Below are 23,367 nucleotides of genomic sequence, written 5' to 3'. Positions count from 1 at the left end.
ACAATGATCTTCGATGAACACAAATTTTGTGTACGACAGAGATCACTGTGGGAGCGGGCTTGCCCGCGAAGAGGCCGGTGAGAGCGACTTAGATACGGAAACTACCCACCAACTGCTTCAATCGCGAAGCCTGTTGTTCAAGGTCCGAGCACGCTCGCAATGTCGACTGCAAATTCTCCACGCCTTCCTGGTTCAACGTGTTGATCTCGGTGATATCCACGTTGATCGACTCAACCACCGCCGTCTGTTCCTCGGTCGCTGTAGCCACGGATTGGTTCATGCCGTCGATTTCGCCGATGCGCAACGTCACGCTGTTCAAGCGTTCACCGGCCAGGTTGGCGATTTCCACGCTGTCCTGGCTGTGGCGCTGGCTGTCGCTCATCGTGCTGACGGATTCGCGGGCGCCGATTTGCAGCTCCTCGATCATGGTTTGCACCTGTTGCGCCGACTCTTGTGTGCGGTGCGCCAGGTTGCGCACCTCGTCGGCCACCACGGCAAAACCGCGCCCGGCTTCACCGGCCCGCGCCGCTTCAATGGCCGCGTTCAGCGCCAGCAGGTTGGTTTGCTGGGAGATGCTGGTGATCACTTCGAGAATCTGCCCAATGTTCACGGTTTTGCTGTTCAGCGATTCGATGTTGGTGCTTGAGGCGCTGAGCATGCTCGACAGCTGATTCATCGCGGCAATGCTGCGATCCACCACTTGCTGGCCGTCTTCGGCCAGGCTGCGCGCGTCGCTGGCTTGATTCGACGCTTGCGCGGCGTTGCGGGCGATTTCCTGGGCCGCGGCGCCGAGCTGATTGATTGCCGCGGCAACGCTGCTGGTGCGCGAGGCTTGCTGGTCGGAATTGAACATCGACGAGTTCGAGGCGGCCACCACACGCAGGGCTACTTCGTTGACTTGACCGGTGGCCGAGGACACTTCGCGGATCGACGTATGAACCCGTTCCACGAAACGGTTGAACGCCGTGCCGAGGATGCCAAATTCGTCCTGATTCAGGATGGTCAGGCGCTTGGTCAGATCGCCTTCTCCGTCGGCGATGTCTTCCATGGCGCGGGTCATGACGTGCAGCGGCTGGATCAGGATGCGGATCAGCATTCCCAGCAGGGCGATGATGATCGCCACGGCAATCACGGTTGCGACGACCGCCGAGGTGCGGAATTCGCTGAGCATCGAGAAGGCTTTGTCTTTATCCACCGACAGGCCGATGTACCAGTTCACCGACGGCAAGCCTTTGATCGGGGTGAACGTGACGATGCGGGTTTTGCCGTCGACCTCGACTTCACTGATGCCGCCGCTGATGCGTGGGGTGTTCTTCGGGTAAGCCTCGTTGAGGGACTTCATCACCATGGATTTATCCGGATGGACCAGGATCTTGCCGTCGGCGCTGACCAGGAAGGCATAGCCCATGCCGCCGAAGTCACGCGCGGTCAAGGTGTCGATCAGGGTTTGCAGACTCAAGTCACCGCCTACCACCCCCACGCTTTGCCCGGCTTTCTTCGAGGCGGTGGCGATGGAAATGATGGTCTGACCGGTCGCCGCATCTATATAAGGTTCGGTCAGCGTCGAGCCATTGCTGTTCACCGCGCCTTTGTACCAAGGGCGAACTCTGGGGTCGTAGCCGTCCGGCATCTTGGAGTCCGGGCGGTTGATGAAAGTGCCGCTGGCATCGCCCAGGTACCTGGCCATGAAGGTCGACTCCAGAGCCTTCTGTTCAAGCAGGTTGGCGACGTTGGATTGTTCGGGGTTGATGGCAATGTTCTGCGCGAGGCCCTCGATCAACAGGATGCGACCTGTCAGCCAGGTCTGAATGTTGTTGGCGGTGACGTCGCCCATCTCATTGAGGTAGTTGTCCAGATCCTCGCGGATGGCATTGCGCTGTAAATAGTCGTTGTACAGTGTGAACGAGGCGAAGGCAGCAATAACGATGAGGGCGGCGGCAAGCAGGATTTTATGACTGAAGCGCAGATTTTTGTTCATGGCTTGGGGTTCCGCTAAGGTCTTATTATTCAGGGCGTGCTTTTATAACGGCACGCAAAACGGGCAGTGTTGAAATCAAGCTGATATTTCCGTCCTCTCCTTAGGGGGATTACCGACGCTTTTCAGTCTTTTATATCGGCCGTGAAGGATCAAAGATTAACCATGGGTGACAAAATGCCTGACTCATTGCAACTCGTTATCGGCGCCGACCTTGCGGGCCAGTCTGTCGCCCAGGCCATGCGTCTGGCCAACCGTCATGGCTTGGTAGCGGGCGCTACCGGGACCGGTAAAACCGTCACCTTGCAGCGCCTGGCTGAAGCCTTCAGCGATGCCGGCGTTGCGGTATTCGCAGCGGACATCAAGGGCGACCTGTGCGGCCTGGGCGCTGCCGGCAATCCCCAAGGCAAAGTCGCTGAGCGGATCGCCGGCATGCCCTGGCTGAACCATAAGCCTCAGGCGTATCCAGTGACCTTGTGGGACATTAACGGTCAGTCCGGCCATCCACTGCGCACCACCTTGAGCGAAATGGGCCCATTGCTGATCGGCAGCCTGTTGGAACTGACCGACAGTCAGCAGTCGGCCCTGTATGCCGCGTTCAAGGTGGCCGACCGCGAAGGGCTGTTGCTGCTGGATTTGAAGGATTTGAAAGCGCTGCTCAATCACCTGCGCGACAACCCCGAATTATTGGGGGATGACGCCGCGCTGATGACCACCGGTTCCAGCCAGGCGCTGTTGCGCCGTCTGGCGACGCTCGAACAGCAGGGCGCCGAAGCGCTGTTCGGCGAACCGGCGCTGCAACTGGAAGACATGTTGCAACCGGCGGTGGATGGTCGCGGGCGCATTCACTTGCTCGACGCCAGCCGTCTGGTGCACGAAGCGCCGAAGGTCTATGCGACGTTCCTGCTGTGGTTGCTGGCCGAACTGTTCGAGCAATTGCCGGAGCGTGGCGATGCCGAGAAACCGCTGCTGGCGCTGTTTTTCGACGAGGCGCACTTGTTGTTCGCCGGTACGCCCAAGGCGTTGCAGGAGCGTCTGGAACAAGTGGTGCGACTGATTCGCTCGAAAGGCGTGGGGGTGTATTTCGTCACCCAATCGCCGGGCGATTTGCCGGATGATGTGTTGGCTCAACTGGGCCTGCGCATTCAGCATGGTTTGCGTGCATTTACCGCCAAAGAACAGAAATCCCTGCGTGCGGTGGCCGACGGCTTCCGGCCGAACCCGGCGTTCGATGCCTTGTCGGTATTGACGGAGCTGGGGATCGGCGAGGCGCTGGTCGGCACCTTGCAGGACAAGGGCACGCCGGGGATGGTCCAGCGTGTCTTGGTTGCACCGCCGCAATCGCGGATCGGGCCGCTGACCGAGGCTGAGCGCACCGTGCTGATTGCCGGTTCTCCGTTCAAGGGCCGTTATGACAAACCGATCGACCGTGAATCGGCATATGAAGTGCTGATGGCGCGCAAAGGGCTGGCGCCGGATCCTGAAGCCGCGCCGGGCAAACCTGCACCTGAAGAGCCGAGTTTCACCGAACAGGCCGGGGAATTCCTCGGCACGGCGGCAGGCCAGGCGTTGAAATCAGCCATGCGACAGGCGGCAAATCAATTGGGCCGACAATTGGTGCGCGGGTTGATGGGGTCTTTATTGGGAGGCAGCAAGCGCCGATAGCGACTGGGCAATCAAAATGTGGGGGCTGGCCTGTGGCGAGGGAGCTTGCTCCCGTTGGACTGCGAAGCAGTCCCCTCTTTTTGGGGATAAGGGGGGCCGCTTCGCGGCCCAGCGGGAGCAAGCTCCCTCGCCACAGGCCCGCTCCCACATTGGTTTTATGTCAGGTTTTGGGTTTTGCGTGCGCCGCCAGGCGTTCGAGGGCCGCCCGCAGGTTCGGGTCGGTAATCCCGTCAGCCGTCGCCTGAATGGTCGCCGCCGCATCGGTCGACAAATTTATCGTATGCCCCGCCGCCCCTTGCTGAACGGTAGGCGGCTGAACCTTGAACAGGATCCGCGTCAGGCTGGCGAACTCGTCGAACAGCTGTAGCTGCCGTTGCAGACGCTTTTGCTGATAACGCAGGCGGGTGGCCCAGTGGCCGTCGGTGACAATCAGCAATAAACTGCCTTCACGCCACGACGCCACATGGCAATGCTCGCGGGCAGCCGGCTGCAACTGACTTTCCACCAGACGTTGTAAATGACCCAGGCGTTGAGCGTGGCCAAAAATGGCTTTCAGCGGTTTGGCTTCGCGAAGCAGAACGGCGGGTGCTCTGGCCGTGAGAGGGCGAAATGCCATGATCGAACACCTGAAGTAACAGAACGGCCATGGTAACAGAAAGCATCCGTTGCCCCCGACCCATTGCTTTGCGAGCGCTTTACCCATTAAATCAACGAGTAACTTGTACCCTCGATGGGTTGAAGTTCAGCAAAAAGCCCTTATTTTAAGTGAGCCCCGTTACAGCGCAGTGCATGCATCGTGGAATAACGCCACTTTCCTCACCATCGTTTCCGGGTAGAATGCTCGTTCGCATGCGGCCATGAGGGCTGCACGGGCGACTCACGGGGCCGCCCTCCATCCCTTTAGTGTGGAAGATCCTGCCGATATGTTTGCGCCTTTGTTAAAGAAACTTTTTGGAAGCAAGAACGAGCGTGAAGTCAAACGCATGCTCAAGACGGTGCAGCTCGTCAATGCCTTCGAAGAGCAAATGGTAGCCCTTTCGGACGATCAATTGCGTGCCAAGACCGACGAGTTCAAGGCCCGCCTCGCCAAAGGGGAAACCCTCGACAAACTGCTGCCCGAAGCCTTTGCGGTCGCCCGCGAAGCCGGCAAGCGCGTCATGGGTATGCGCCACTTCGATGTCCAGCTGATCGGCGGCATGACCTTGCATGAAGGCATGATCGCGGAAATGCGTACCGGTGAAGGCAAGACCCTGGTGGCAACACTGGGCGTTTACCTCAACGCGCTGTCCGGCAAGGGCGTGCACGTTGTGACGGTGAACGACTACCTGGCCCGCCGTGACGCCAACTGGATGCGTCCGCTCTACGAATTCCTCGGCATGACGGTCGGCGTGGTCACCCCATTCCAGCCGCCGGAAGAGAAGCGCGCTGCTTACGCCGCCGACATTACCTACGGCACCAACAACGAATTCGGTTTCGACTACCTGCGCGACAACATGGCGTTCAGCATGGAAGAAAAATTCCAGCGCGAACTCAATTTTGCCGTGATCGACGAAGTCGACTCCATCCTCATCGACGAAGCCCGTACCCCGCTGATCATCTCCGGTCAGGCCGAGGACAGCTCCAAGCTGTACATCGAGATCAACAAACTGATCCCGCAGCTGGAATTGCACGTCGAAGAAGTCGAAGGCGAAGTCACCAAGGCTGGCCACTACACCGTCGACGAGAAGACCCGTCAGGTCGAGCTCAACGAAGCCGGTCACCAGTTCATCGAAGACATGCTGACCCGCGTCGGCCTGCTGGCTGAAGGCGAGAGCCTGTATTCGGCGCATAACCTCGGTCTGCTGACCCACGTTTATGCCGGCCTGCGCGCGCACAAACTGTTCAATCGCAACGTCGAATACATCGTGCAGGACGGTCAGGTCGTACTGGTCGACGAACACACCGGCCGTACCATGCCGGGTCGCCGTTTGTCCGAAGGCCTGCACCAGGCCATCGAAGCCAAGGAACAACTGAACATTCAGGCCGAGAGCCAGACCCTGGCGTCGACCACGTTCCAGAACTACTTCCGCCTGTACAACAAGCTGTCCGGCATGACCGGTACCGCGGACACCGAAGCGTTCGAATTCCACCAGATCTATGGCCTGCAGGTCATGGTGATTCCGCCGAACAAACCGTTGGCGCGTAAAGACTACAACGACCTGGTGTTCCTGACCGCCGAAGAGAAATACGCGGCGATCATCAACGACATCAAGGAGTGCATGACTCAGGGCCGTCCGGTGCTGGTGGGTACCGCCACCATCGAAACGTCCGAGCACATGTCCAGCCTGCTCGTGAAGGAAGGCATCGAACACAAGGTTCTGAACGCCAAGTTCCACGAAAAAGAAGCCGAAATCATTGCACAGGCCGGTCGCCCGGGCGCGCTGACCATCGCCACCAACATGGCCGGTCGTGGTACCGACATCCTGTTGGGCGGTAACTGGGAAGTGGAAGTCGCTTCGCTGGAAGACCCGACCCCTGAGCAGATTGCCCAGATCAAGGCCGACTGGCAGAAGCGTCACCAGCAAGTGCTGGAGTCGGGCGGTTTGCAGGTGATCGCTTCCGAGCGTCACGAATCACGCCGTATCGACAACCAGTTGCGCGGTCGTGCCGGTCGTCAGGGCGACGCCGGTTCCAGCCGTTTCTACCTGTCGCTGGAAGACAGCCTGATGCGCATCTTCGCCTCTGACCGGGTGAAGAACTTCATGAAGGCGCTGGGCATGCAGTCCGGTGAGGCGATCGAGCACCGCATGGTGACCAACGCCATCGAGAAAGCTCAGCGCAAGGTTGAAGGCCGTAACTTCGATATCCGTAAACAACTGCTCGAGTTCGACGACGTCAACAACGAACAACGTAAAGTGATCTATCACATGCGTAACAGTTTGTTGGCCGCCGACAACATTGGCGAAACCATCGCCGATTTCCGTCAGGACGTGCTCAACGCAACTGTCAGCGCGCACATACCACCGCAATCGCTGCCAGAGCAGTGGGACGTGGCCGGTCTGGAAGCGGCGTTGCAGAGCGACTTCGGTGTGGCGCTGCCGATCCAGCAATGGCTGGACGAAGACGATCACCTTTACGAAGAAACCCTGCGCGAGAAGCTGATGAACGAGCTGATCGCGGCGTACAACGAGAAAGAAGACCAGGCCGGTGCTGAAGCACTGCGCACCTTCGAGAAGCAAATCGTTCTGCGTGTACTGGACGACCTGTGGAAAGACCACCTGTCGACCATGGATCACCTGCGTCACGGCATCCACTTGCGTGGTTATGCGCAGAAGAACCCGAAGCAGGAGTACAAGCGCGAGTCCTTCACCTTGTTCTCCGAGTTGCTGGATTCGATCAAACGCGACTCGATCCGCGTGCTGTCGCACGTCCAGGTTCGCCGCGAAGACCCGATCGAAGAAGAAGCTCGCCTGCGTCAGGAAGCCGAGGCACTGGCTGCGCGCATGCAGTTCCAGCACGACGAAGCACCTGGCCTGGAGCAACCGGAAGTGTTGGGTGAAGAGGTCGATGTAGCCCTCGCCACCGCACCGGTACGCAACGAGCAGAAGCTGGGCCGTAACGAGCTGTGCTACTGCGGTTCGGGCAAGAAGTACAAGCATTGCCACGGGCAGATCCAGTAAACCCGTTTCATACGCTGAAATACCCGCGCCGCGACCGGCTTATGCCGTCGCGGCGTTTTGCCATTTAAACCACCGCGCCACGTTAAAAGAACGGGGTAATGACGGTGCAGACACTACTTTTTAAGGAGCGCATTCATGGCTGTTGGTCTTGGTCCTTTGCCAACGTTGCACCCGGTTGCCGGTTTTGAACTCGGTATCGCCTCGGCCGGCATCAAGCGCCCGGGGCGCAAGGATGTCGTGGTCATGCGCTGTGCCGAAGGTTCCACAGTGGCGGGCGTGTTCACCCTGAACGCCTTTTGCGCCGCTCCCGTTATCCTGGCCAAACAACGCGTGCAAGGCCCGGTACGTTACCTGCTGACCAACACCGGCAATGCCAACGCCGGCACCGGCGAGCCAGGCCTGGCAGCCGCCGAGCGCACGTGCGCCAAACTGGCTGAGCTGACCGGTGTCGATGCAAGCCTGGTGCTGCCGTACTCCACCGGTGTGATCGGCGAGCCGCTGCCGGTCGAAAAAATCGAAGGCGCGCTGCAAGCCGCCCTCGACGATCTGTCGGTGAATAACTGGGAAGCCGCCGCTACTGGCATCATGACCACTGACACCCTGCCAAAGGGTGCCAGCCGCCAGTTCCAGCATGACGGCGTGACCATCACCGTCACCGGCATCAGCAAAGGCGCAGGCATGATCCGCCCGAACATGGCGACCATGCTCGGCTACATCGCCACCGACGCCAAAGTCTCACGCGACGTGCTGCAAAACCTGCTGCTGGACGGCGCCAACAAGTCGTTCAACCGCATCACCATCGACGGCGACACCTCGACCAACGACTGCTGCATGCTGATCGCCACCGGTCAGGCTGCACTGCCGGAAATCACCGAAGCCAGCGGTCCGCTGTTCGCTTTGCTGAAACAAGCGGTGTTCGAAGTCTGCATGGACGTGGCCCAGGCCATCGTGCGCGACGGCGAAGGCGCGACCAAGTTTGTCACCGTGGAAGTCAACGGTGGCGGCAATCACCAGGAGTGCCTGGACGTCGGTTACACCGTGGCCCATTCACCTCTGATCAAGACCGCATTGTTCGCCTCCGACCCGAACTGGGGCCGCATTCTGGCCGCCGTGGGCCGTGCCGGCGTACCGAACCTGGACGTGAGCAAGATCGACGTGTTCCTTGGTGACGTGTGCATTGCCAGCCGCGGCGCTCGCTCTGCCACCTACACCGAAGCCCAGGGCGCGGCGGTGATGCAGCAGGAAGAAATCACCATCCGCATCGAGCTGGGTCGCGGTGATTGCAGCGAAACCATCTGGACGACTGACCTGTCCCACGAATACGTGAAGATCAACGCCGAGTACCGTACGTAAGACTGCGTCGACCCTATCGCGGGCACGCCCGCTCCCACAGGTTCAGTGGTGTGCATAAACTTTGTGTGCGACGCAATCACTGTGGGAGCGGGCTTGCCCGCGATGACGGACCACCAGACGCTAGATATTCTGACTTGTTTCCCTGACGAGAAGGCACCAACACATGAGCCTCCACCTGATCATCGGCGACAAACTGTATTCCTCCTGGTCCCTGCGCGCCGCACTGGCCCTTGATTTGACGGGCGCGTCTTACACCGAAGAACTGATCAAGCTGAACCAGCCGGACACTCGCGAACGCTTGCTCAAGCATTCGCCGACCGGGAAAGTCCCGCTGCTGAAAACCGAACACGGCACCGTCGCCGATTCCCTGGCGATTGCCGAATACCTGGCCGAACAATTTCCCGATGCCGGCCTGTGGCCCCAAGACACTGCCGCCCGTGCCCAGGCGCGTTCGGCATGTGCGCAGATGCACAGCGGTTTTTTCGCCATGCGTGGCAACATGCCGTTCGACCTGAGCCACGATGCGCCACTGTCGCCGACCCCGCCTGAGGTTCAGGCTGAAATCGAGCGCATGCTGGCGCTGTGGGCTGAATGTCGTGCCGTCGCGACTGAAACCGGCCCGTTCCTGTTTGGCGGTGCGACCCTGGCCGATGCGTTTTTTGCACCGATCGCCGTACGCCTGCGCACCTATCAGGTAAAACTGCCCGAGGCCGACGCGGCCTATGTCGAAACCATCTACCAATGGCCAGCCTTCAAGGCTTGGCGGAAGGCGGGTCTGGAGGAAATAGAGCGGTGAAACGAGTCCATGTAGCAGCCGCGGTTATCCGCGATAGCAGCGGCAAGATCCTCATTGCCCGTCGTGCTGACACACAGCATCAGGGCGGTTTGTGGGAGTTCCCCGGTGGCAAGGTCGAGGATGACGAATCCGTCGAAACGGCCCTGGCTCGCGAGCTTCACGAAGAATTGGGCATCGTGGTCACTACCGCGCGACCGATGATCAAAGTCCGCCACGACTACCCGGACAAGCAGGTGTTGCTGGATGTCTGGGAAGTCTCGGCATTTACCGGCGAACCCCATGGCGCCGAAGGTCAGCCTTTGGCCTGGGTGACCGCGCGTGAACTGGTGGACTACGAATTTCCGGCCGCCAATCAGCCGATCGTTGCCGCTGCCCGTTTGCCCGGTGAATACCTGATCACCCCGGAGGGCCTGGAAACCCCGGCCTTGTTGCGCGGTATCCAGAAAGCCATTGCTGGCGGCATCAAGCTGATTCAATTGCGCGCGCCCAACGGCTACGACCCGCAATACCGCGATCTGGCGGTGGACGCAGCGGGGCTGTGTGCGGGCAAGGCGCAGTTGATGATCAAGGGGCCGTTTGAATGGCTAGGGGACTTCCCGTCCGCCGGTTGGCACATCACATCGCAACAGTTGCGCAAGTACGCGGCAGCCGGGCGTCCATTACCGGCGTCGCGCTGGTTGGCAGCGTCTTGCCACAACGCTGAAGAACTGGCGCTGGCCGAGCAGATGGGCGTGGACTTTGTGACCTTGTCGCCGGTGCAGCCGACGCAGACTCATCCGGATGCGTTGCCGTTGGGTTGGGAGCAGGCTTCGACTTTGATCGAGGGCTTCAGCAAGCCGGTGTTTTTGCTCGGTGGGGTGGGCCCGGCAGAGCGGCAGAAAGCCTGGGAAGCGGGAGCGCAGGGTGTGGCGGGGATTCGGGCGTTTTGGCCTGAAGCCTGATTCTGCGGTGTAGCTGCTGGCGCCATCGCGGGCAAGCCCGCTCCCACAGTGGTTCGTAGTGGACACAAATTTGTGTACGACGCTGATCCCTGTGGGAGCGGGCTTGCCCGCGATGGCGTCTTCGGACGCGCCGACTAAACTTTGGGTTTCGCTGCCGCTTGCCACAAAACCTCGGCAATCCCCTGACGCTTGGCAATCAACCGTGCCGCCACAAACAACAAGTCCGATAACCGATTGATATACGCCAGGCCAACCCCGGCCAGCGGCTCGATCGCATTCAACTGCTGACAGCGTCGCTCGGCACTGCGCGCCAGGCAGCGGCATACGTGGGCCTGAGCAATCAGCGCCGAACCGCCGGGTAGAATGAAATTTTCCAGCGGTCCCAACTCTTCATTCCACACATCGATCGCCGCTTCCAGGCGCTCGACTTCTGCTGTGTTCAGTGCCTGATAAACCGGCATCGCCAGTTCGCCGCCCAAGTCGAACAACCGATGTTGGCAGGGCGCCAACACCTCGATCACTTCGCTCAACCCCGGGTACGTATCACTTTGCGCCGCCAACCCGGCCAACAGCACACCCACCTGGCTATTTAGCGTATCGACTTCGCCAATGGCCTCGATGCGCGGATGGTCCTTGGGCACCCGGCGGCCATCGCCGAGCCCGGTTTCGCCTTTGTCGCCAGTGCGGGTGTAAATCTTCGACAAGCGAAAGCCCATGGTTACCTCGACAGCTGATTGAGTTCTTGAGAGACCACCGCAGTGCCCGACAACGGCAGGCGCAAGGTGAAACAGGTACCTTGGCCCGGCGTCGATTGCACTTCCATCTGGCCTTTGTGGTTGTTGGTGATGATGAAATACGAAACCGAGAGCCCAAGGCCGGTGCCCTGACCGATTTCCTTGGTGGTGAAGAACGGCTCGAACGTGCGTTTGCGCACGTTCTCGCTCATGCCGATGCCGTTGTCTTCAACCTGAATTTCCGCCCATGGAGGATTCAGTTTTGTACGCAGAATGATCCGCCCCGGTTCGCGGTCGTCCGGGCGCTGGTGGATGGCTTGCGCGGCGTTTTTCAGCAAGTTGAGCAGCACTTGTTCCAGTTCGTTGGCGGTGCCGGGCACCGGGCCCAGTGCCGGATCGAACTGCCGAATGATCGCCTGACCCTTGAAGTCGAAACCGATGGCCAGGTCGAAGTCGTTGCCGGCAATTTCCACCGCTTGATCGATCAACGCCGGCAAATCGCACGGGGCCATCTGCCGGGTACTGCGGCGGCTGAAGCTGAGCATGTGCGTCACGATTTTTGCCGCCCGGGCGCCGGCCTGTTGAATGCCATCGAGCAGCTTCGGGACTTCACGAGCTTGAAGGTACTGGTTGACCGTTTCCAGCTCGATGCCGAGTTGTTCGGCCTGTTCGAGGTTTTTCGGCAAGTCGGGTGACAGGCGTCGACGAATGTTCTGCACGTTGTGCAGGATCGCACCCAGCGGATTATTGATTTCGTGAGCCATACCGGCAGCGAGGCCACCGACCGAGAGCATTTTTTCCGACTGCACCATCATTTCTTCCAGGGACAGACGCTGGGTGATGTCGTCGATCCTGATCACCACGCCGCGCCCGGCACCGCCCATCAAAGGGTAGAACGTCAGGGCGTAATGCTTGGGTTCATCGTCCTTGAGCCAGGTAACGCGTTCGATCTTCGCCACCGTGTGCTGTTCGACGGTTTGCCTGAGTTGCGGCAGGAACGGCTTGAGCGGTTCGAAGGCGAGGAAGATCGGCTGGTTCAGGGCTTCGTCGAGACGTGTGCCGGACAGGGCGCTGGCCTCCTGATTCCACTGGGTCACGTAGAGCTGCTCGTCGAGGGCGATCAGTGCCGACGGCATGGAATCGATGATGCTGTTGAGGTAGTTCTGGAAACCGGTGAGTTTTTTCTCGATCTTGCTGCGCACCTGAACTTCCAGCTCCAGCTTGCGGTTGGTGTGACGGGTTTCTTCGGCCAGCCCTTGGGCCTGGTCGTACGCAGCCTGGGAATCGTCGCGAGCACGCTTGAGTTGTTGCTCCCGGGCCTCGATGCGCGAGAGCATGGTGTTGAACGCTTCGGCGAGACTGCCGATTTCGTCGTGGTTGCCGCGAGAGGCGCGCAGGGCGTAGTTCTCTTCCCGGGTCACTTGCCGTGACAACTCTTCGAGCTGATGGATCGGCCGGGTAATCAGGCGTTTGATCTGCCGGGCGATCACCAGCCATAACAGCACGCTGAAGATCAGAATCCCCAGGCTGGCGGTCAGGGTCCCGGTGTAGAACGCCATCGGCAATTCGCTGCTGGCCACCAGCAGCAAATGCCCAGGCGCAGTGCCGGGGCGGGGCAGGGTGATCACTTGGTTGCTGCGAAACTCCATGGCTTGCCAGGCTTCGAGGTGCCGGAAGTGCTCCGGCAGATGGAGTTTGTCTCCCTGCTGCAGCTGCGCCAGAAGCACACCTTTACCGTCATAGAGCGCAGCCGCGCGCAACGGTGTATAGCTGTTGAGTTCGTTGAGCAGGCGCTCGGCGGTTTGCGGCGACTTCAAGGCGTCGGAGACCAGGCTCGGGTTGGACACCAGTCGGCCGATGGTCTGCAAGGCCTGGGGGGCCATGCTTTCCTGGGAGATGTAATAGGCGGCGCTGATAAAGGTCAGGTTGGCGACCAGCAAAACGGTGGTCAACAGCACCAGCAGGGCGGCCAGCAATTTCTGGCCGACTGGAAGATTTTCAAGGCGCTGGCGCAATGGCATCAGGTTCATCGCTGAAAAGGAACAAGTGGCCAGCGTAGCCGCTGCTCAGTCGCTGGGCAATCCAAGGCTGTGCAGATGAGCGATCAAGCGCTGCTGCAATTGACTGAGGTGGGGCAGGTTCAACTGGTGCCGCGACGCGACTTTGCAGGCATGACCCAACAGGTAGCTGATTTCAGTGCGGCGTCGATTCGCGACGTCCTGGTACATCGAGGAGAAATTGGCGGCAGTGGCCTGGATCACCCGCTCGACTTCATCCTGGAGGTTTTGCGCCGCTGCCGGCTGGCCGCAGCGCTCCAGCAACTCAGTGAGCTCGGCGCACAGGGTGGCGACTTCGCAATGATGTTGCTGCAAACCGCCGTTGCGGCATTCGTGCAGCACGGTCAGCGGGTTGATCGCACAATTGAGCGCCAGTTTTCGCCACAGCCTTGTGAGGATGTCCGTGCTCCACTCGTGGGGAATGCCGGCGGCACTCAAGTCCTCCAACCAGATTGGCGCCACCGGGTGGCCGGCATCTCCCAACCAGGTGTAGCCATGACCGGCGAACACCACACGCCAATCGCCATCGCGAAACGCGCCTTCGGTGCTTGAGGCGAAGATGCAGCGCGCCTGAGGCACCTGCGCGGCAACCGCGTCCTGACTGCCGAGGCCGTTCTGCAACAGGATCAGTTCAGCGTCGGGTGTCAGACGATGGGCAAGCCTGGCCACGGCTTCGTCGGCGTCGTAGGCTTTGCAGGCCACCAGCAGACGGCTGATGGGCTCGTCGCTGTCGGCTGTTTCGCCGGGCACCGGATACAGCTGCGCTTCACCGTGTTCGACGAGCGTCAAACCGCCCGCCGCCTGATAGGCCTGCAAGCGCGTCGCGTCCCGCAGGATCAGCCTGGTCGGCACGTCAGCCCGTGCCAGACGTGTGGCCCAAAGGGTGCCGAGGCTGCCGGCGCCCAAGATATGCCAAGGGGTAGACATCAGCTTTTTGCCCGGTTTGTCGCTGGCATGTGAGGCTCGCAGTATCGGTTGGAAAAGACCCGTTATAATGAGCCGGATTTTAACCGCAAGCCAAGCGCGCTCCATCATTATCGAGCGTGCCTTTTTATTGGAGAGATTACATGCCGTCGTTCGACGTGGTATCCGAACTGGACAAACACGAAGTCACCAACGCGGTCGAGAACGCCGTCAAGGAACTCGATCGTCGCTATGACCTGAAAGGCAAAGGCACCTTCGAGTTCAAGGAAAAGGACCTGACCGTCAACCTGACCGCGGAAGCCGATTTCCAGCTCGAAGCGATGATCGAGATCCTCAAGCTGGCCTTGGTCAAGCGCAAGATCGACGTGCAGTGCCTTGAAGTCAAGGACGCCTACGCATCGGGCAAGTTGATGAAGCAGGAAGCGGTCCTCAAGGAAGGCATCGACAAAGAGCTGGCGAAGAAAATCGTCGCTCACGTCAAAGACGCCAAGCTCAAGGTCCAGGCCGCCATTCAGGGCGAGCAAGTGCGCATCACCGGCAAGAAACGTGACGATTTGCAGGAAGCGATTGCAGCCCTGCGCGCCAAGACGTTCGACATGCCGCTGCAGTTCAACAACTTCCGCGACTGACTTTTCAAGCGGGAACCTCTTGGCGTTTTCGACGTCCGAGGCCCAAGCAACGGCAGAAACGATTGAATCCCCCCATGGGTTCGGTCTTTCTGCCGCTCATTTTTTGCGTGCCGGGTAGCCGGAAATCAGGAGAAAGAAGATGGATTTGAATGCTGAAGTGGACAACTTGGTCAAGGCATCCCAAGCCTGGATTCCGATGATCATGGAATACGGCAGCCGCGTGCTGTTGGCGGTGATCACACTGGCCGTCGGCTGGTGGCTGATCAACAAAGTCACGCAAAAGCTTGGCGGCCTGCTGGCGTTGCGTAATGCCGACCTGGCGCTGCAAGGTTTCATCAGCAGCCTGGCGAACATCATTCTCAAGGTTCTGCTGATCGTCAGCGTGGCGTCGATGATCGGTGTGGAAACTACTTCGTTCGTCGCAGCCATCGGTGCAGCCGGCCTGGCGATCGGTCTGGCCTTGCAGGGTAGCCTGGCGAACTTCGCCGGCGGCGTGCTGATTCTGTTGTTCCGCCCGTTTCGCATCGGTGACTGGATCGAAGCCCAAGGTGTTGCCGGTACTGTCGACAGCATTCAGATCTTCCACACCGTACTGCGCACTGGCGATAACAAAACCATCATCGTGCCTAACGGCAATCTGTCGAACGGCATCATCACCAACACCAACCGTCAAACGACGCGCAAAGTAGTGTTTGATATCGGTGTGGATCACCATGCGGATCTGCAAAAGGCCCGTGAAGTGTTGCTGGAATTGGCCAAGGATGAACGCGTGCTGGCTGAGCCGGCACCGGAAGCAGTCATTTCTATGCTGGGCGAAAGCTCGATCACTGTTTCGCTGCGAGTCTGGGTCAAGACCGCTGATTACTGGAATGTGCTATTCATGTTTAACGAGCACGCCCGCGATCGTTTGAAGGCAGCCGGTATCGATATTCCGTTTCCGCAGCGGGTTATTCGAGTGGTCCAGGAATCGGCAACGGTGTAAGGATCGGTCTTTCAGTTCATGTTTGACCTTTCGGTCAGACTTGTTCTGCAAGAGGCCCGAACCGTTAAACACAATGCTGTAGCCAAAAAAAAAGGCCCATCCGAAGATGGGCCTTTTTGTTTGTTACCGCAAACTAACTGGATGCGATTACAAAATCGACAGCGGGTAGTCGACGATCACACGGAACTCTTTCACGTCGCCTTCACCTTCGTCGGCGTTAGCAAAGTGCCAAGCTTGACGGAAGCGAACGGACAGATCTTTTGCCGGGCCAGACTGAACAACGTACTTGGCTTCGAAGTTGGTTTCGTTGTGCTTGCCATCTTCACCGTACAGGCCGGCGTAAGCGCTGCCTGCTGGAGTTTTGGTACCGTCGATGTCCCAACCTTTCACGTAACGGGTCATGAAGCTCAGACCAGGAACGCCGTACTCAGCCATTTTCAGATCGTAACGGATCTGGGCAGACTTCTCGCCAGGGGCGTTGAAGTCAGAGTACTGGATGGAGTTGGCGAGGAAGATCGAGTCGCCGCCGCGGTTGTTCTTGCCAATACCGACGTAGTCGAACGGCGTATCGCCATTAACCTTTTGGAAGGCCAGGGTGATGGTGTGTGCTTTCAGGAACGACAGAGCGGTGGCCAGCGAGAATGCTGTGTTGCTGATGTCGCCAGCTTTCGCGTCACCGGTATCGGTGGTGCGATAGATGTTGAAATCGGTGTTCAGCGACGTGTCACCACTGATTGGGGTGGTGAGGTTCACGTTGGCGTAGTACTGGTTCCAGATGTCTTCCAGCTTGGCGCCATACAGCGATGCGGAAAGGTTCTCGGTAATGCCGTACTTGCCACCGAAATAGTCGATGCTGTCGGCTTCAACGCCAGCGTAGTTTGCATACAGGCCGCCGTCACGGGCGTTTTTGTCCTGGCTGGAACCCGAGTAGAAGTGACCGGCTTCGAGGTCAAGGTCTTTGACTTCGCTGCTCTGCAGTTGGAAACCGCTGGCAACTTGAGGAAGGATACGGGAACCGCCAACAGCAAACACTGGAGCAGTGCTTGGCGACATGTCGCCGGCTTTCAGCTCGGTTTTGGAGACGCGGAATTTAATGGCCCCCCCAGCTTTACCCTGGCTGTCGTTGACGTTGCGGCCACCGTTGGCGTTGACGGTGTCGCTACGGCTCATGTTGCCCGAACCGGAAGTGCCATCGCCGCCATCCAGTTTGATGGCCAGGTAACCGAATGCATCAACGCCAACGCCAACAGTACCCTGGGTGTAACCGGAGTTGAAGGTGCCCCAAAGACCTTGGGTCCAGTCTTTAACGTCGCGGGCGCCATCTTTGTTGTCACGGTTGAAGTAATAGTTGCGAATCAGCAAGTCGAACTTGGCGTCTTCAACAAAACCTTTGGCTTCAGCCTGGTCACTTACGAACGGTGCGGCCGTAGCCATTTGAGTACTGGCTGCTGCTGCAACTGCCAGTGCGATCATGCTCCACTTCATCACGCGCATCGTGATTTGCTCCTTTGGTTTTTAGAAGAGTACTGCCGTCCCGCCTGTTTTATTATCCGGGCGGCTCTTTCTTTTTGTGTCGGCGCAAACTTATATCACGCCGACCATGTTGGCGATACTTGCGTATCTAACCTTTCAGCTTCTTTACGACCCTGTCGCAAATGGCTGGGTAGATGTCGCAAATTCACAATCCCGACGCAATCGGACTGACAACTTCAGCGTTGTTTTCCATGGCTTGCGCATCGGTAAAAAAGAGTCCCTGGTCCTGCACTTGAATCTCCATCGGGCAATCCTGCCACTGTTTTTATTGGCCTTAAGGCTTCCACTTCCAGCGGACGCCTTATAGGCGATATAGGTGTGAATGCAACAAGCGTGCACAAATCGGAATTCTGTTGCTGTTTTTTTCCAAAGACCTGCCTGCTGCTGTAAAAACCCCATAAAACCGGGGTGTTCAAGCTCGTTTTACTTGGGCTTGACGCCATGCTTCGCATCGTGTTTACCACATCGAACTGATGGGGGCGACAGCCAAAAACGTTACCGGTTCACCCCGTCAGTGAGTAGTTAGCGGATGCTGACGCACTGAGCGTAGACGCGTTGTGCGGTTTTGGTGCAAAAAATTTCAATTGCTGTACCGAATTCACACAGTATCGCTTTGTGATCGAATCGAGCAGCCCGTTGTTTATCGGTCATTTCGGCATTTTTTGTACGCCGGCTGGTTCTGTCATGGTGCATGCCGGATCAAGATGGCTCATGTCGGGGCGCCCGGAGGACGCTGCAGGCGGCAAGTCGTTGTGAAGCGCGTGGCATTCGCAGGTATGCTGCCGTCCTGTCGCTTGGTGTCGCCGTCTTTTGGTATGGGCGCTAAGCTGAAAAAAGATCACCAGAGGGGAGTGCGCGCTGTGTTCGCTTTAGATCCACGACTTCAACAAGACACCTTGCCTATCGGCGATTTCCCGCTCTGTCGGTTGCTGTTGTCCAATGATTCGAACTACCCATGGTTCATCCTCGTGCCACGCCGCGAGGATATCAGTGAGATATTTCAGTTAGATGTCGCAGATCAACAGCAGCTGTGGCAGGAAACGACCGCGCTGGCGGAAATGCTCAAGGATTCATTCGATGCGGACAAGTTGAACGTCGCGGCCCTGGGTAATGTAGTCAGTCAGCTGCACATGCATGTGATTGTGCGCAAGCGAGAGGACGCGGCCTGGCCAGCTCCGGTCTGGGGCAAGCAGCAGGCTTTACCCTACAGTCCAGAGCAGATCGCGACGATTCGTGAACGGCTGCGTCTGGTGTTGACCGATGATTTCACGTTTCTGGAGGGTTGAGTCATGAGCCTGGAAGAACGCGTTACCGATCTGGAAAGCCAGTTGGCGTTTCAGGATGACACCATCCAGACATTGAATGATGTGCTGGCGGCGCAGCAGCATGCGGTTGAGCGCCTGCAACTACAAATGATGGCGTTGCTCAAGCGGCAGGAGGAAATGGTCGGCCAGTTCGAGTCCTTCGAAGAAGAGGCCCCACCGCCGCATTATTGAGATGCGTTACTAAAAACAGGTCATAAAAAAACCGCGAACAGCCTGGGCTGTTCGCGGTTTTTTTTAGCCTTGAATCAGCGACGCGGCAGTGCGGCGATCACATCTTCGGCTTGCAGGCCTTTGTCACGGTTCATGACAGAGAACTCCACGCGCTGGCCTTCGACCAGAACACGGTGGCCTTCACCGCGAATTGCCCGGAAGTGCACAAAAATATCATCACCGGAATCACGGGAAATAAAGCCGAAGCCTTTGGAGGTGTTGAACCATTTAACGGTGCCAGTATCGCGGTTGCTCATGTCATAGCTTGGCGAGGCGGCGGCCGGTGAGGATTTGTAGAAGCTGACGGCCAGGTGCAGAAAAATGGCGATCAGGGCAGCGACCAGACTGAACAGAACGGCAGGTTGACCGGCGATGACAGGCATCGGGGCGATCAGCGTCAGGGTTTGCAGCACGACAGCCAGAACCAGCAAGGCACTGACCAGGTTTTGCAGTTGATGACGCGGGCCTTTGTTCCAGTAAGGGATAACAGGCGCAAGGGTGAGGTTGAGCAGGCCGAAAAAGGCCAGGTACAGCGCATCAGGTTGTTGCAGGTAAGGTACTGCTTCGGATCGCAGGCTAGGGATGAAGGACAGCAGCAGGGCTGCTGCGCCCATTAGCAGGTGGACGATTTTCAACATTTTGATTAACTCACGTTAAGACGGATCACAAGGAAGAGCTGATGGAGCACGGTTCGCTTCAGAACAATAAGAGGCGTTGGACACGTGCCCGGTATCAGCCTATGCGCAACCCCCGGAAAATAGGCGGTAGCGACACACTGCCTATTTAACAGCAAAGCCCGCGGCTACTCAAATCAGGCAGTCCAGCGGTGCTTTCCACTGGCCCGTGTGCGAATGACGCTTGCTGAGTGTTGTTCGCGCGCAGTGTTCCTCGGATTTTTTACCTTTTCAGTGAGTGATGTTGCGTCAGTTCTTGTGGGAAAACGTCCGGCCTAGGACGTGCTCCATGATCTCCCCTCCGTTGTTGGCTTATCCTACGTTGATGGTCATAAAGTCATCTGGATATGCCTGTGCGCCTGCGCTTTTATAAGGAAACGGAATATGACTCTTATAAGCAGCAAGGATGGCAAAGGAGTGTCAACGGTATGGTTTATGAAGACAGGCGAAACGAGGGGAGGGTCGGTCCACTCAAGGACGTGAGGGTTGATTCATTAGTCAGCGAATTCGATATGGGCCTGGCCCAGCCATTGTCCCGGTCTGTGCGCTTGAATGGCTTTGCGACCTGTTTGCGGCTGGAGCAGGTCTATTGGGATATTTTGGGTGATATGGCCAAGGTCAATTGCTGCTCGGTCAGTGCGCTGTTGTCCCGCGTGGATCGCGAAGTGCATCTGCGTCATGGCGGGGTGAAGAACTTCACCGGGCTGGTGCGGGTTGTCTGCGTCGTGCACAGCCTGAAGGAGGGAAGTTGCCTCGTCATGGCTTAGCGATTGGCGGTTGATCGGGTCGAGTGTCGGTCTGTGCAGTCTTACGGCTGCACAGGCTGCATTTAATGGATATAATCCCGCCCTTTGCCGCAAAGCCCAGCATGCGCGGTAGCAATCTGATCGCCGAGACAACCCCCATGCCGATGTACGACTATCAATGTGCTTCCTGTGGTCATCAGTTGGAAGCCATTCAAAAGATCAGCGCAGCACCGCTGGTCGACTGCCCTGCCTGCCAGGCGCCAGAGCTGAAAAAGATGCTGTCCATGCCGGGCTTCCGCCTCAGCGGCACCGGCTGGTACGAAACCGACTTCAAGACCGGTTCCAAGAAGAATCTGGCCGGTGGCGACAAAGCTGACTAGGGTCTAGCGCCCGGGCTGAATGACACGCGCGAGCTCTTGCATCATCTGGCACCTTGTTTAAGTGCGAGGGTGCGGCAAGACCTCCAACCGAATTTCGAATTACGAGAAGTGAAACCACGACCATGATGCGCAGCCATTATTGCGGCCAACTGAACGAAAGCCTGGAAGGCCAGGAAATTACCCTTTGCGGATGGGTTCACCGTCGCCGTGACCACGGTGGGGTGATTTTCCTCGATATCCGTGATCGTGACGGTCTGGCCCAGGTGGTGTTCGACCCGGACCGCGCTGAATCCTTCGCCGCCGCCGATCGCGTGCGCAGCGAATACGTGGTCAAGATCACCGGCAAGGTTCGCCTGCGTCCGGCCGGTGCCACCAACGCCAACATGGCGTCGGGCATGATCGAAGTGCTGGGCTACGAGCTGGAAGTGTTGAACGAAGCGGAAACCCCGCCGTTCCCGCTCAACGAGTTCTCCGACGTCGGCGAAGAAACCCGCCTGCGTTATCGCTTCCTCGACCTGCGTCGCCCGGAAATGCTCGAGAAGCTGCGTCTGCGTTCGCGCATGACCACCAGCATCCGTCGCTTCCTGGACGAGAACGGCTTCCTCGACGTCGAGACGCCGATTCTGACCCGCGCCACGCCAGAAGGCGCGCGTGACTATCTGGTACCGAGCCGTACCCATGCCGGTTCCTTCTTTGCCTTGCCGCAATCGCCACAGCTGTTCAAGCAACTGCTGATGGTCGCCGGCTTCGACCGTTACTACCAGATCGCCAAGTGCTTCCGCGACGAAGATCTGCGCGCCGACCGTCAGCCGGAATTCACCCAGATCGACATCGAGACCAGCTTCCTCGATGAAAAAGAGATCATGGGCATCACCGAACAAATGATCCGCAACCTGTTCAAGGAAGTGCTGGACCTGGAGTTCGGCGACTTCCCGCACATGACCTTCGAAGAGGCCATGCGTCGTTACGGTTCCGACAAGCCGGACCTGCGTAACCCGCTGGAACTGGTTGACGTTGCCGATCAGCTGAAAGAAGTCGACTTCAAGGTGTTCAGCGGCCCTGCCAACGACCCGAAATGCCGCGTTGCCGCTCTGCGCGTTCCAGGCGCGGCAAGCATGCCGCGCAAGCAGATCGACGACTACACCAAGTTCGTCGGCATCTACGGTGCCAAGGGCCTGGCGTACATCAAGGTCAACGAGCGCGCCAAAGGCGTTGAAGGTCTGCAATCGCCGATCGTCAAGAACATCCCTGAAGCCAACCTCAATGTGATCCTTGATCGCGTTGGCGCGGTTGACGGCGACATCGTGTTCTTCGGTGCCGACAAAGCCAAGATCGTCAGCGAAGCCCTGGGCGCGCTGCGGATCAAGGTCGGTCACGATCTGAACCTGCTGACCTGCGAGTGGGCACCGATGTGGGTCGTCGACTTCCCGATGTTCGAAGAGAACGACGACGGCAGCTTCACCGCGTTGCACCACCCGTTCACCGCGCCGAAGTGCACCCCGCAAGAACTGGAAGCCAACCCGGCAACCGCGCTGTCCCGTGCCTACGACATGGTTCTGAACGGCACCGAGCTGGGTGGCGGTTCGATCCGTATCCATCGCAAGGAAATGCAACAGTCGGTGTTCCGTCTGCTGGGTATCAGCGAAGCGGAACAGGAAGAGAAGTTCGGCTTCCTGCTCGACGCCCTGAAATACGGCGCGCCGCCGCACGGTGGTCTGGCCTTCGGTCTGGACCGTCTGGTGATGCTGATGACCGGCGCCCAGTCGATCCGTGAAGTGATCGCCTTCCCGAAAACCCAGAGCGCTGCCTGCGTCATGACTCAGGCACCGGGTCTGGTGGATGCCAAGGCATTGCGCGAATTGCACATTCGTCTGCGCGAAACGCCAAAGGCTGAGTAAGGCTGACCTAAGGGGCGCATCTGCGGATGCGCCCCTTCTTTTATAGACAGGGTCGAGATTTTTTTTTGCTGGCCGGCGCATCATGGCGTGGCGGGCAATGTTTCAAAGATAATTCGGAGCGAGTTATGGCGGGTCATTCCAAGTGGGCGAACATCAAGCACCGCAAAGAACGTCAGGATGCCAAGAAGGGCAAGATTTTCACCAAGTGGATTCGTGAACTGACGGTTGCTGCCCGTCAGGGCGGCGGTGATCCAGGCTCCAACCCGCGTCTGCGTCTGGCGCTGGATAAAGCGCTGGGCGCGAACATGAGCCGCGACATCATCGATCGCGCGGTTGCTCGCGGTGCCGGCGCCGCCGATACCGACGACATGGTCGAGCTGACCTACGAAGGTTACGGCCCGGGCGGTGTGGCGGTGATGGTCGAATGCATGACCGACAACCGCAACCGCACTGCAGCGGCTGTTCGCCATGCGTTCAGCAAGTGCGGCGGCAACCTCGGCACCGACGGTTCGGTGGCCTACCTGTTCGAACGCAAGGGGCAGATTTCCTTCGCTCCAGGCGTGGATGAGGATGCGCTGATGGAAGCGGCCATGGAGGCCGACGCCGATGACGTGGTCACTCACGAAGACGGTTCGATCGACGTGTTCACCTCGTTCGCCGGCTTCTATTCCGTGCGCAACGCTTTGGAGGCTGCCGGCTTCAAGGGTGATGATGCGGAAATCGTCATGCTGCCGACCACCAGTGCCGAACTGGACCTGGAAGGCGCCGAGAAGGTTCTGAAGCTGATCGACATGCTCGAAGACCTGGATGACGTGCAGAACGTGTATTCCAACGCCGACATTCCAGAGTCGGTGGCCGCACAGCTCGGTTAAGGGCGACTAAGATT

General features: G+C 58.6%; 20 protein-coding genes. 13 read left to right on the top strand and 7 right to left on the bottom strand.

From position 1 onward, the window contains the following. Positions 1-88: 88 nt before the first annotated feature. The gene (locus AB3226_RS08090) at positions 89-1,978 is read right to left on the bottom strand and encodes a methyl-accepting chemotaxis protein (RefSeq protein WP_367372688.1); all 1,890 of its coding nucleotides are present in this window, start codon (positions 1,976-1,978) and stop codon (positions 89-91) included. A 174-nt stretch (positions 1,979-2,152) separates the two neighbouring features. Here AB3226_RS08090 and AB3226_RS08085 point away from each other — a divergent pair, with 174 nt between their 5' ends. Beyond that, positions 2,153-3,640, top strand: a complete 1,488-nt coding sequence (locus tag AB3226_RS08085; protein ID WP_367372687.1) for a helicase HerA-like domain-containing protein — start codon at positions 2,153-2,155, stop codon at positions 3,638-3,640. Between the two features lie 160 nt (positions 3,641-3,800). Here AB3226_RS08085 and AB3226_RS08080 read toward each other — a convergent pair whose 3' ends face one another. After that, a complete protein-coding gene (locus AB3226_RS08080; protein WP_007906612.1) occupies positions 3,801-4,256 on the bottom strand; it encodes a DUF721 domain-containing protein in 456 nt (151 codons plus the stop codon). 307 nt (positions 4,257-4,563) lie between these two features. On the opposite strand from AB3226_RS08080, the gene secA reads away from it, so the two are divergent. From secA to AB3226_RS08060, 4 genes are all read left to right on the top strand, one after another. After that, positions 4,564-7,299: a preprotein translocase subunit SecA gene (gene secA / locus AB3226_RS08075; protein WP_367372686.1), complete on the top strand. Its 2,736-nt coding sequence runs from the start codon at positions 4,564-4,566 to the stop codon at positions 7,297-7,299. Between the two features lie 135 nt (positions 7,300-7,434). Further along, on the top strand, positions 7,435-8,652 hold the full coding sequence (argJ, locus tag AB3226_RS08070; RefSeq protein ID WP_008015216.1) for a bifunctional glutamate N-acetyltransferase/amino-acid acetyltransferase ArgJ: 1,218 nt from the start codon (positions 7,435-7,437) through the stop codon (positions 8,650-8,652). Between the two features lie 163 nt (positions 8,653-8,815). Then, positions 8,816-9,448, top strand: a complete 633-nt coding sequence (locus AB3226_RS08065; protein WP_367372685.1) for a glutathione S-transferase family protein — start codon at positions 8,816-8,818, stop codon at positions 9,446-9,448. Continuing rightward, positions 9,445-10,389 (top strand): Nudix family hydrolase, encoded by a 945-nt coding sequence (locus AB3226_RS08060; RefSeq protein ID WP_367372684.1) that lies wholly within the window; start codon positions 9,445-9,447, stop codon positions 10,387-10,389. Before AB3226_RS08065 ends, AB3226_RS08060 begins: the two co-directional genes overlap by 4 nt. A 134-nt stretch (positions 10,390-10,523) precedes the next feature. On the opposite strand, the gene AB3226_RS08055 is transcribed toward AB3226_RS08060, so the two are convergent. The 3 genes from AB3226_RS08055 to AB3226_RS08045 are packed head-to-tail and all read right to left on the bottom strand — an operon-like array spanning position 10,524 to position 14,107. Beyond that, positions 10,524-11,105 (bottom strand): cob(I)yrinic acid a,c-diamide adenosyltransferase, encoded by a 582-nt coding sequence (locus AB3226_RS08055; RefSeq protein ID WP_367372683.1) that lies wholly within the window; start codon positions 11,103-11,105, stop codon positions 10,524-10,526. A gap of 2 nt (positions 11,106-11,107) precedes the next feature. Then, positions 11,108-13,144 carry an ATP-binding protein gene (locus AB3226_RS08050; RefSeq protein ID WP_367372682.1) on the bottom strand — a complete coding sequence of 679 codons (2,037 nt, stop codon included), beginning with the start codon at positions 13,142-13,144 and terminating at the stop codon, positions 11,108-11,110. Positions 13,145-13,189: 45 nt separating this feature from the next. Next, positions 13,190-14,107, bottom strand: a complete 918-nt coding sequence (locus tag AB3226_RS08045) for a putative 2-dehydropantoate 2-reductase (protein ID WP_367372681.1) — start codon at positions 14,105-14,107, stop codon at positions 13,190-13,192. A gap of 140 nt (positions 14,108-14,247) precedes the next feature. Here AB3226_RS08045 and AB3226_RS08040 point away from each other — a divergent pair, with 140 nt between their 5' ends. Together AB3226_RS08040 and AB3226_RS08035 are read left to right on the top strand one after the other, a co-directional pair. Then, positions 14,248-14,733: a YajQ family cyclic di-GMP-binding protein gene (locus AB3226_RS08040; protein WP_007906601.1), complete on the top strand. Its 486-nt coding sequence runs from the start codon at positions 14,248-14,250 to the stop codon at positions 14,731-14,733. A gap of 139 nt (positions 14,734-14,872) precedes the next feature. Then, entirely contained in the window at positions 14,873-15,715 is an 843-nt protein-coding gene (locus AB3226_RS08035; RefSeq protein WP_367372680.1) for a mechanosensitive ion channel family protein, read from the top strand. A gap of 147 nt (positions 15,716-15,862) precedes the next feature. Here AB3226_RS08035 and AB3226_RS08030 read toward each other — a convergent pair whose 3' ends face one another. Beyond that, positions 15,863-17,209 carry an OprD family porin gene (locus AB3226_RS08030; RefSeq protein ID WP_367372679.1) on the bottom strand — a complete coding sequence of 449 codons (1,347 nt, stop codon included), beginning with the start codon at positions 17,207-17,209 and terminating at the stop codon, positions 15,863-15,865. Between the two features lie 899 nt (positions 17,210-18,108). Here AB3226_RS08030 and AB3226_RS08025 point away from each other — a divergent pair. Both AB3226_RS08025 and AB3226_RS08020 read left to right on the top strand, forming a co-directional pair. After that, positions 18,109-18,534 carry an HIT domain-containing protein gene (locus tag AB3226_RS08025; RefSeq protein WP_007897048.1) on the top strand — a complete coding sequence of 142 codons (426 nt, stop codon included), beginning with the start codon at positions 18,109-18,111 and terminating at the stop codon, positions 18,532-18,534. Between the two features lie 3 nt (positions 18,535-18,537). After that, positions 18,538-18,744: a SlyX family protein gene (locus tag AB3226_RS08020; RefSeq protein WP_253550924.1), complete on the top strand. Its 207-nt coding sequence runs from the start codon at positions 18,538-18,540 to the stop codon at positions 18,742-18,744. A gap of 74 nt (positions 18,745-18,818) precedes the next feature. Here the strand turns inward: AB3226_RS08020 and AB3226_RS08015 are convergent, their stop codons facing one another. Beyond that, positions 18,819-19,421, bottom strand: a complete 603-nt coding sequence (locus AB3226_RS08015; RefSeq protein ID WP_367372678.1) for a cold shock domain-containing protein membrane protein — start codon at positions 19,419-19,421, stop codon at positions 18,819-18,821. 464 nt (positions 19,422-19,885) lie between these two features. On the opposite strand from AB3226_RS08015, the gene AB3226_RS08010 reads away from it, so the two are divergent. From AB3226_RS08010 to AB3226_RS07995, 4 genes are all read left to right on the top strand, one after another. Further along, positions 19,886-20,224, top strand: a complete 339-nt coding sequence (locus AB3226_RS08010; RefSeq protein WP_367372677.1) for a ribbon-helix-helix domain-containing protein — start codon at positions 19,886-19,888, stop codon at positions 20,222-20,224. Positions 20,225-20,361: 137 nt separating this feature from the next. Next, entirely contained in the window at positions 20,362-20,583 is a 222-nt protein-coding gene (locus tag AB3226_RS08005; RefSeq protein WP_010457489.1) for an FmdB family zinc ribbon protein, read from the top strand. A gap of 122 nt (positions 20,584-20,705) precedes the next feature. Next, positions 20,706-22,481, top strand: a complete 1,776-nt coding sequence (gene aspS, locus AB3226_RS08000) for an aspartate--tRNA ligase (protein WP_367372676.1) — start codon at positions 20,706-20,708, stop codon at positions 22,479-22,481. 125 nt (positions 22,482-22,606) lie between these two features. Next, on the top strand, positions 22,607-23,353 hold the full coding sequence (locus AB3226_RS07995; RefSeq protein ID WP_008072427.1) for a YebC/PmpR family DNA-binding transcriptional regulator: 747 nt from the start codon (positions 22,607-22,609) through the stop codon (positions 23,351-23,353). The last annotated feature ends 14 nt before the right edge of the window (positions 23,354-23,367 follow it).

The organism is Pseudomonas lini, assembly GCF_964063345.1.
Lineage (GTDB): Bacteria > Pseudomonadota > Gammaproteobacteria > Pseudomonadales > Pseudomonadaceae > Aquipseudomonas > Aquipseudomonas lini_B.
Note: the sequence above shows the minus strand (reverse complement) of the source record. Positions and strands in the feature narration are given on the sequence as shown.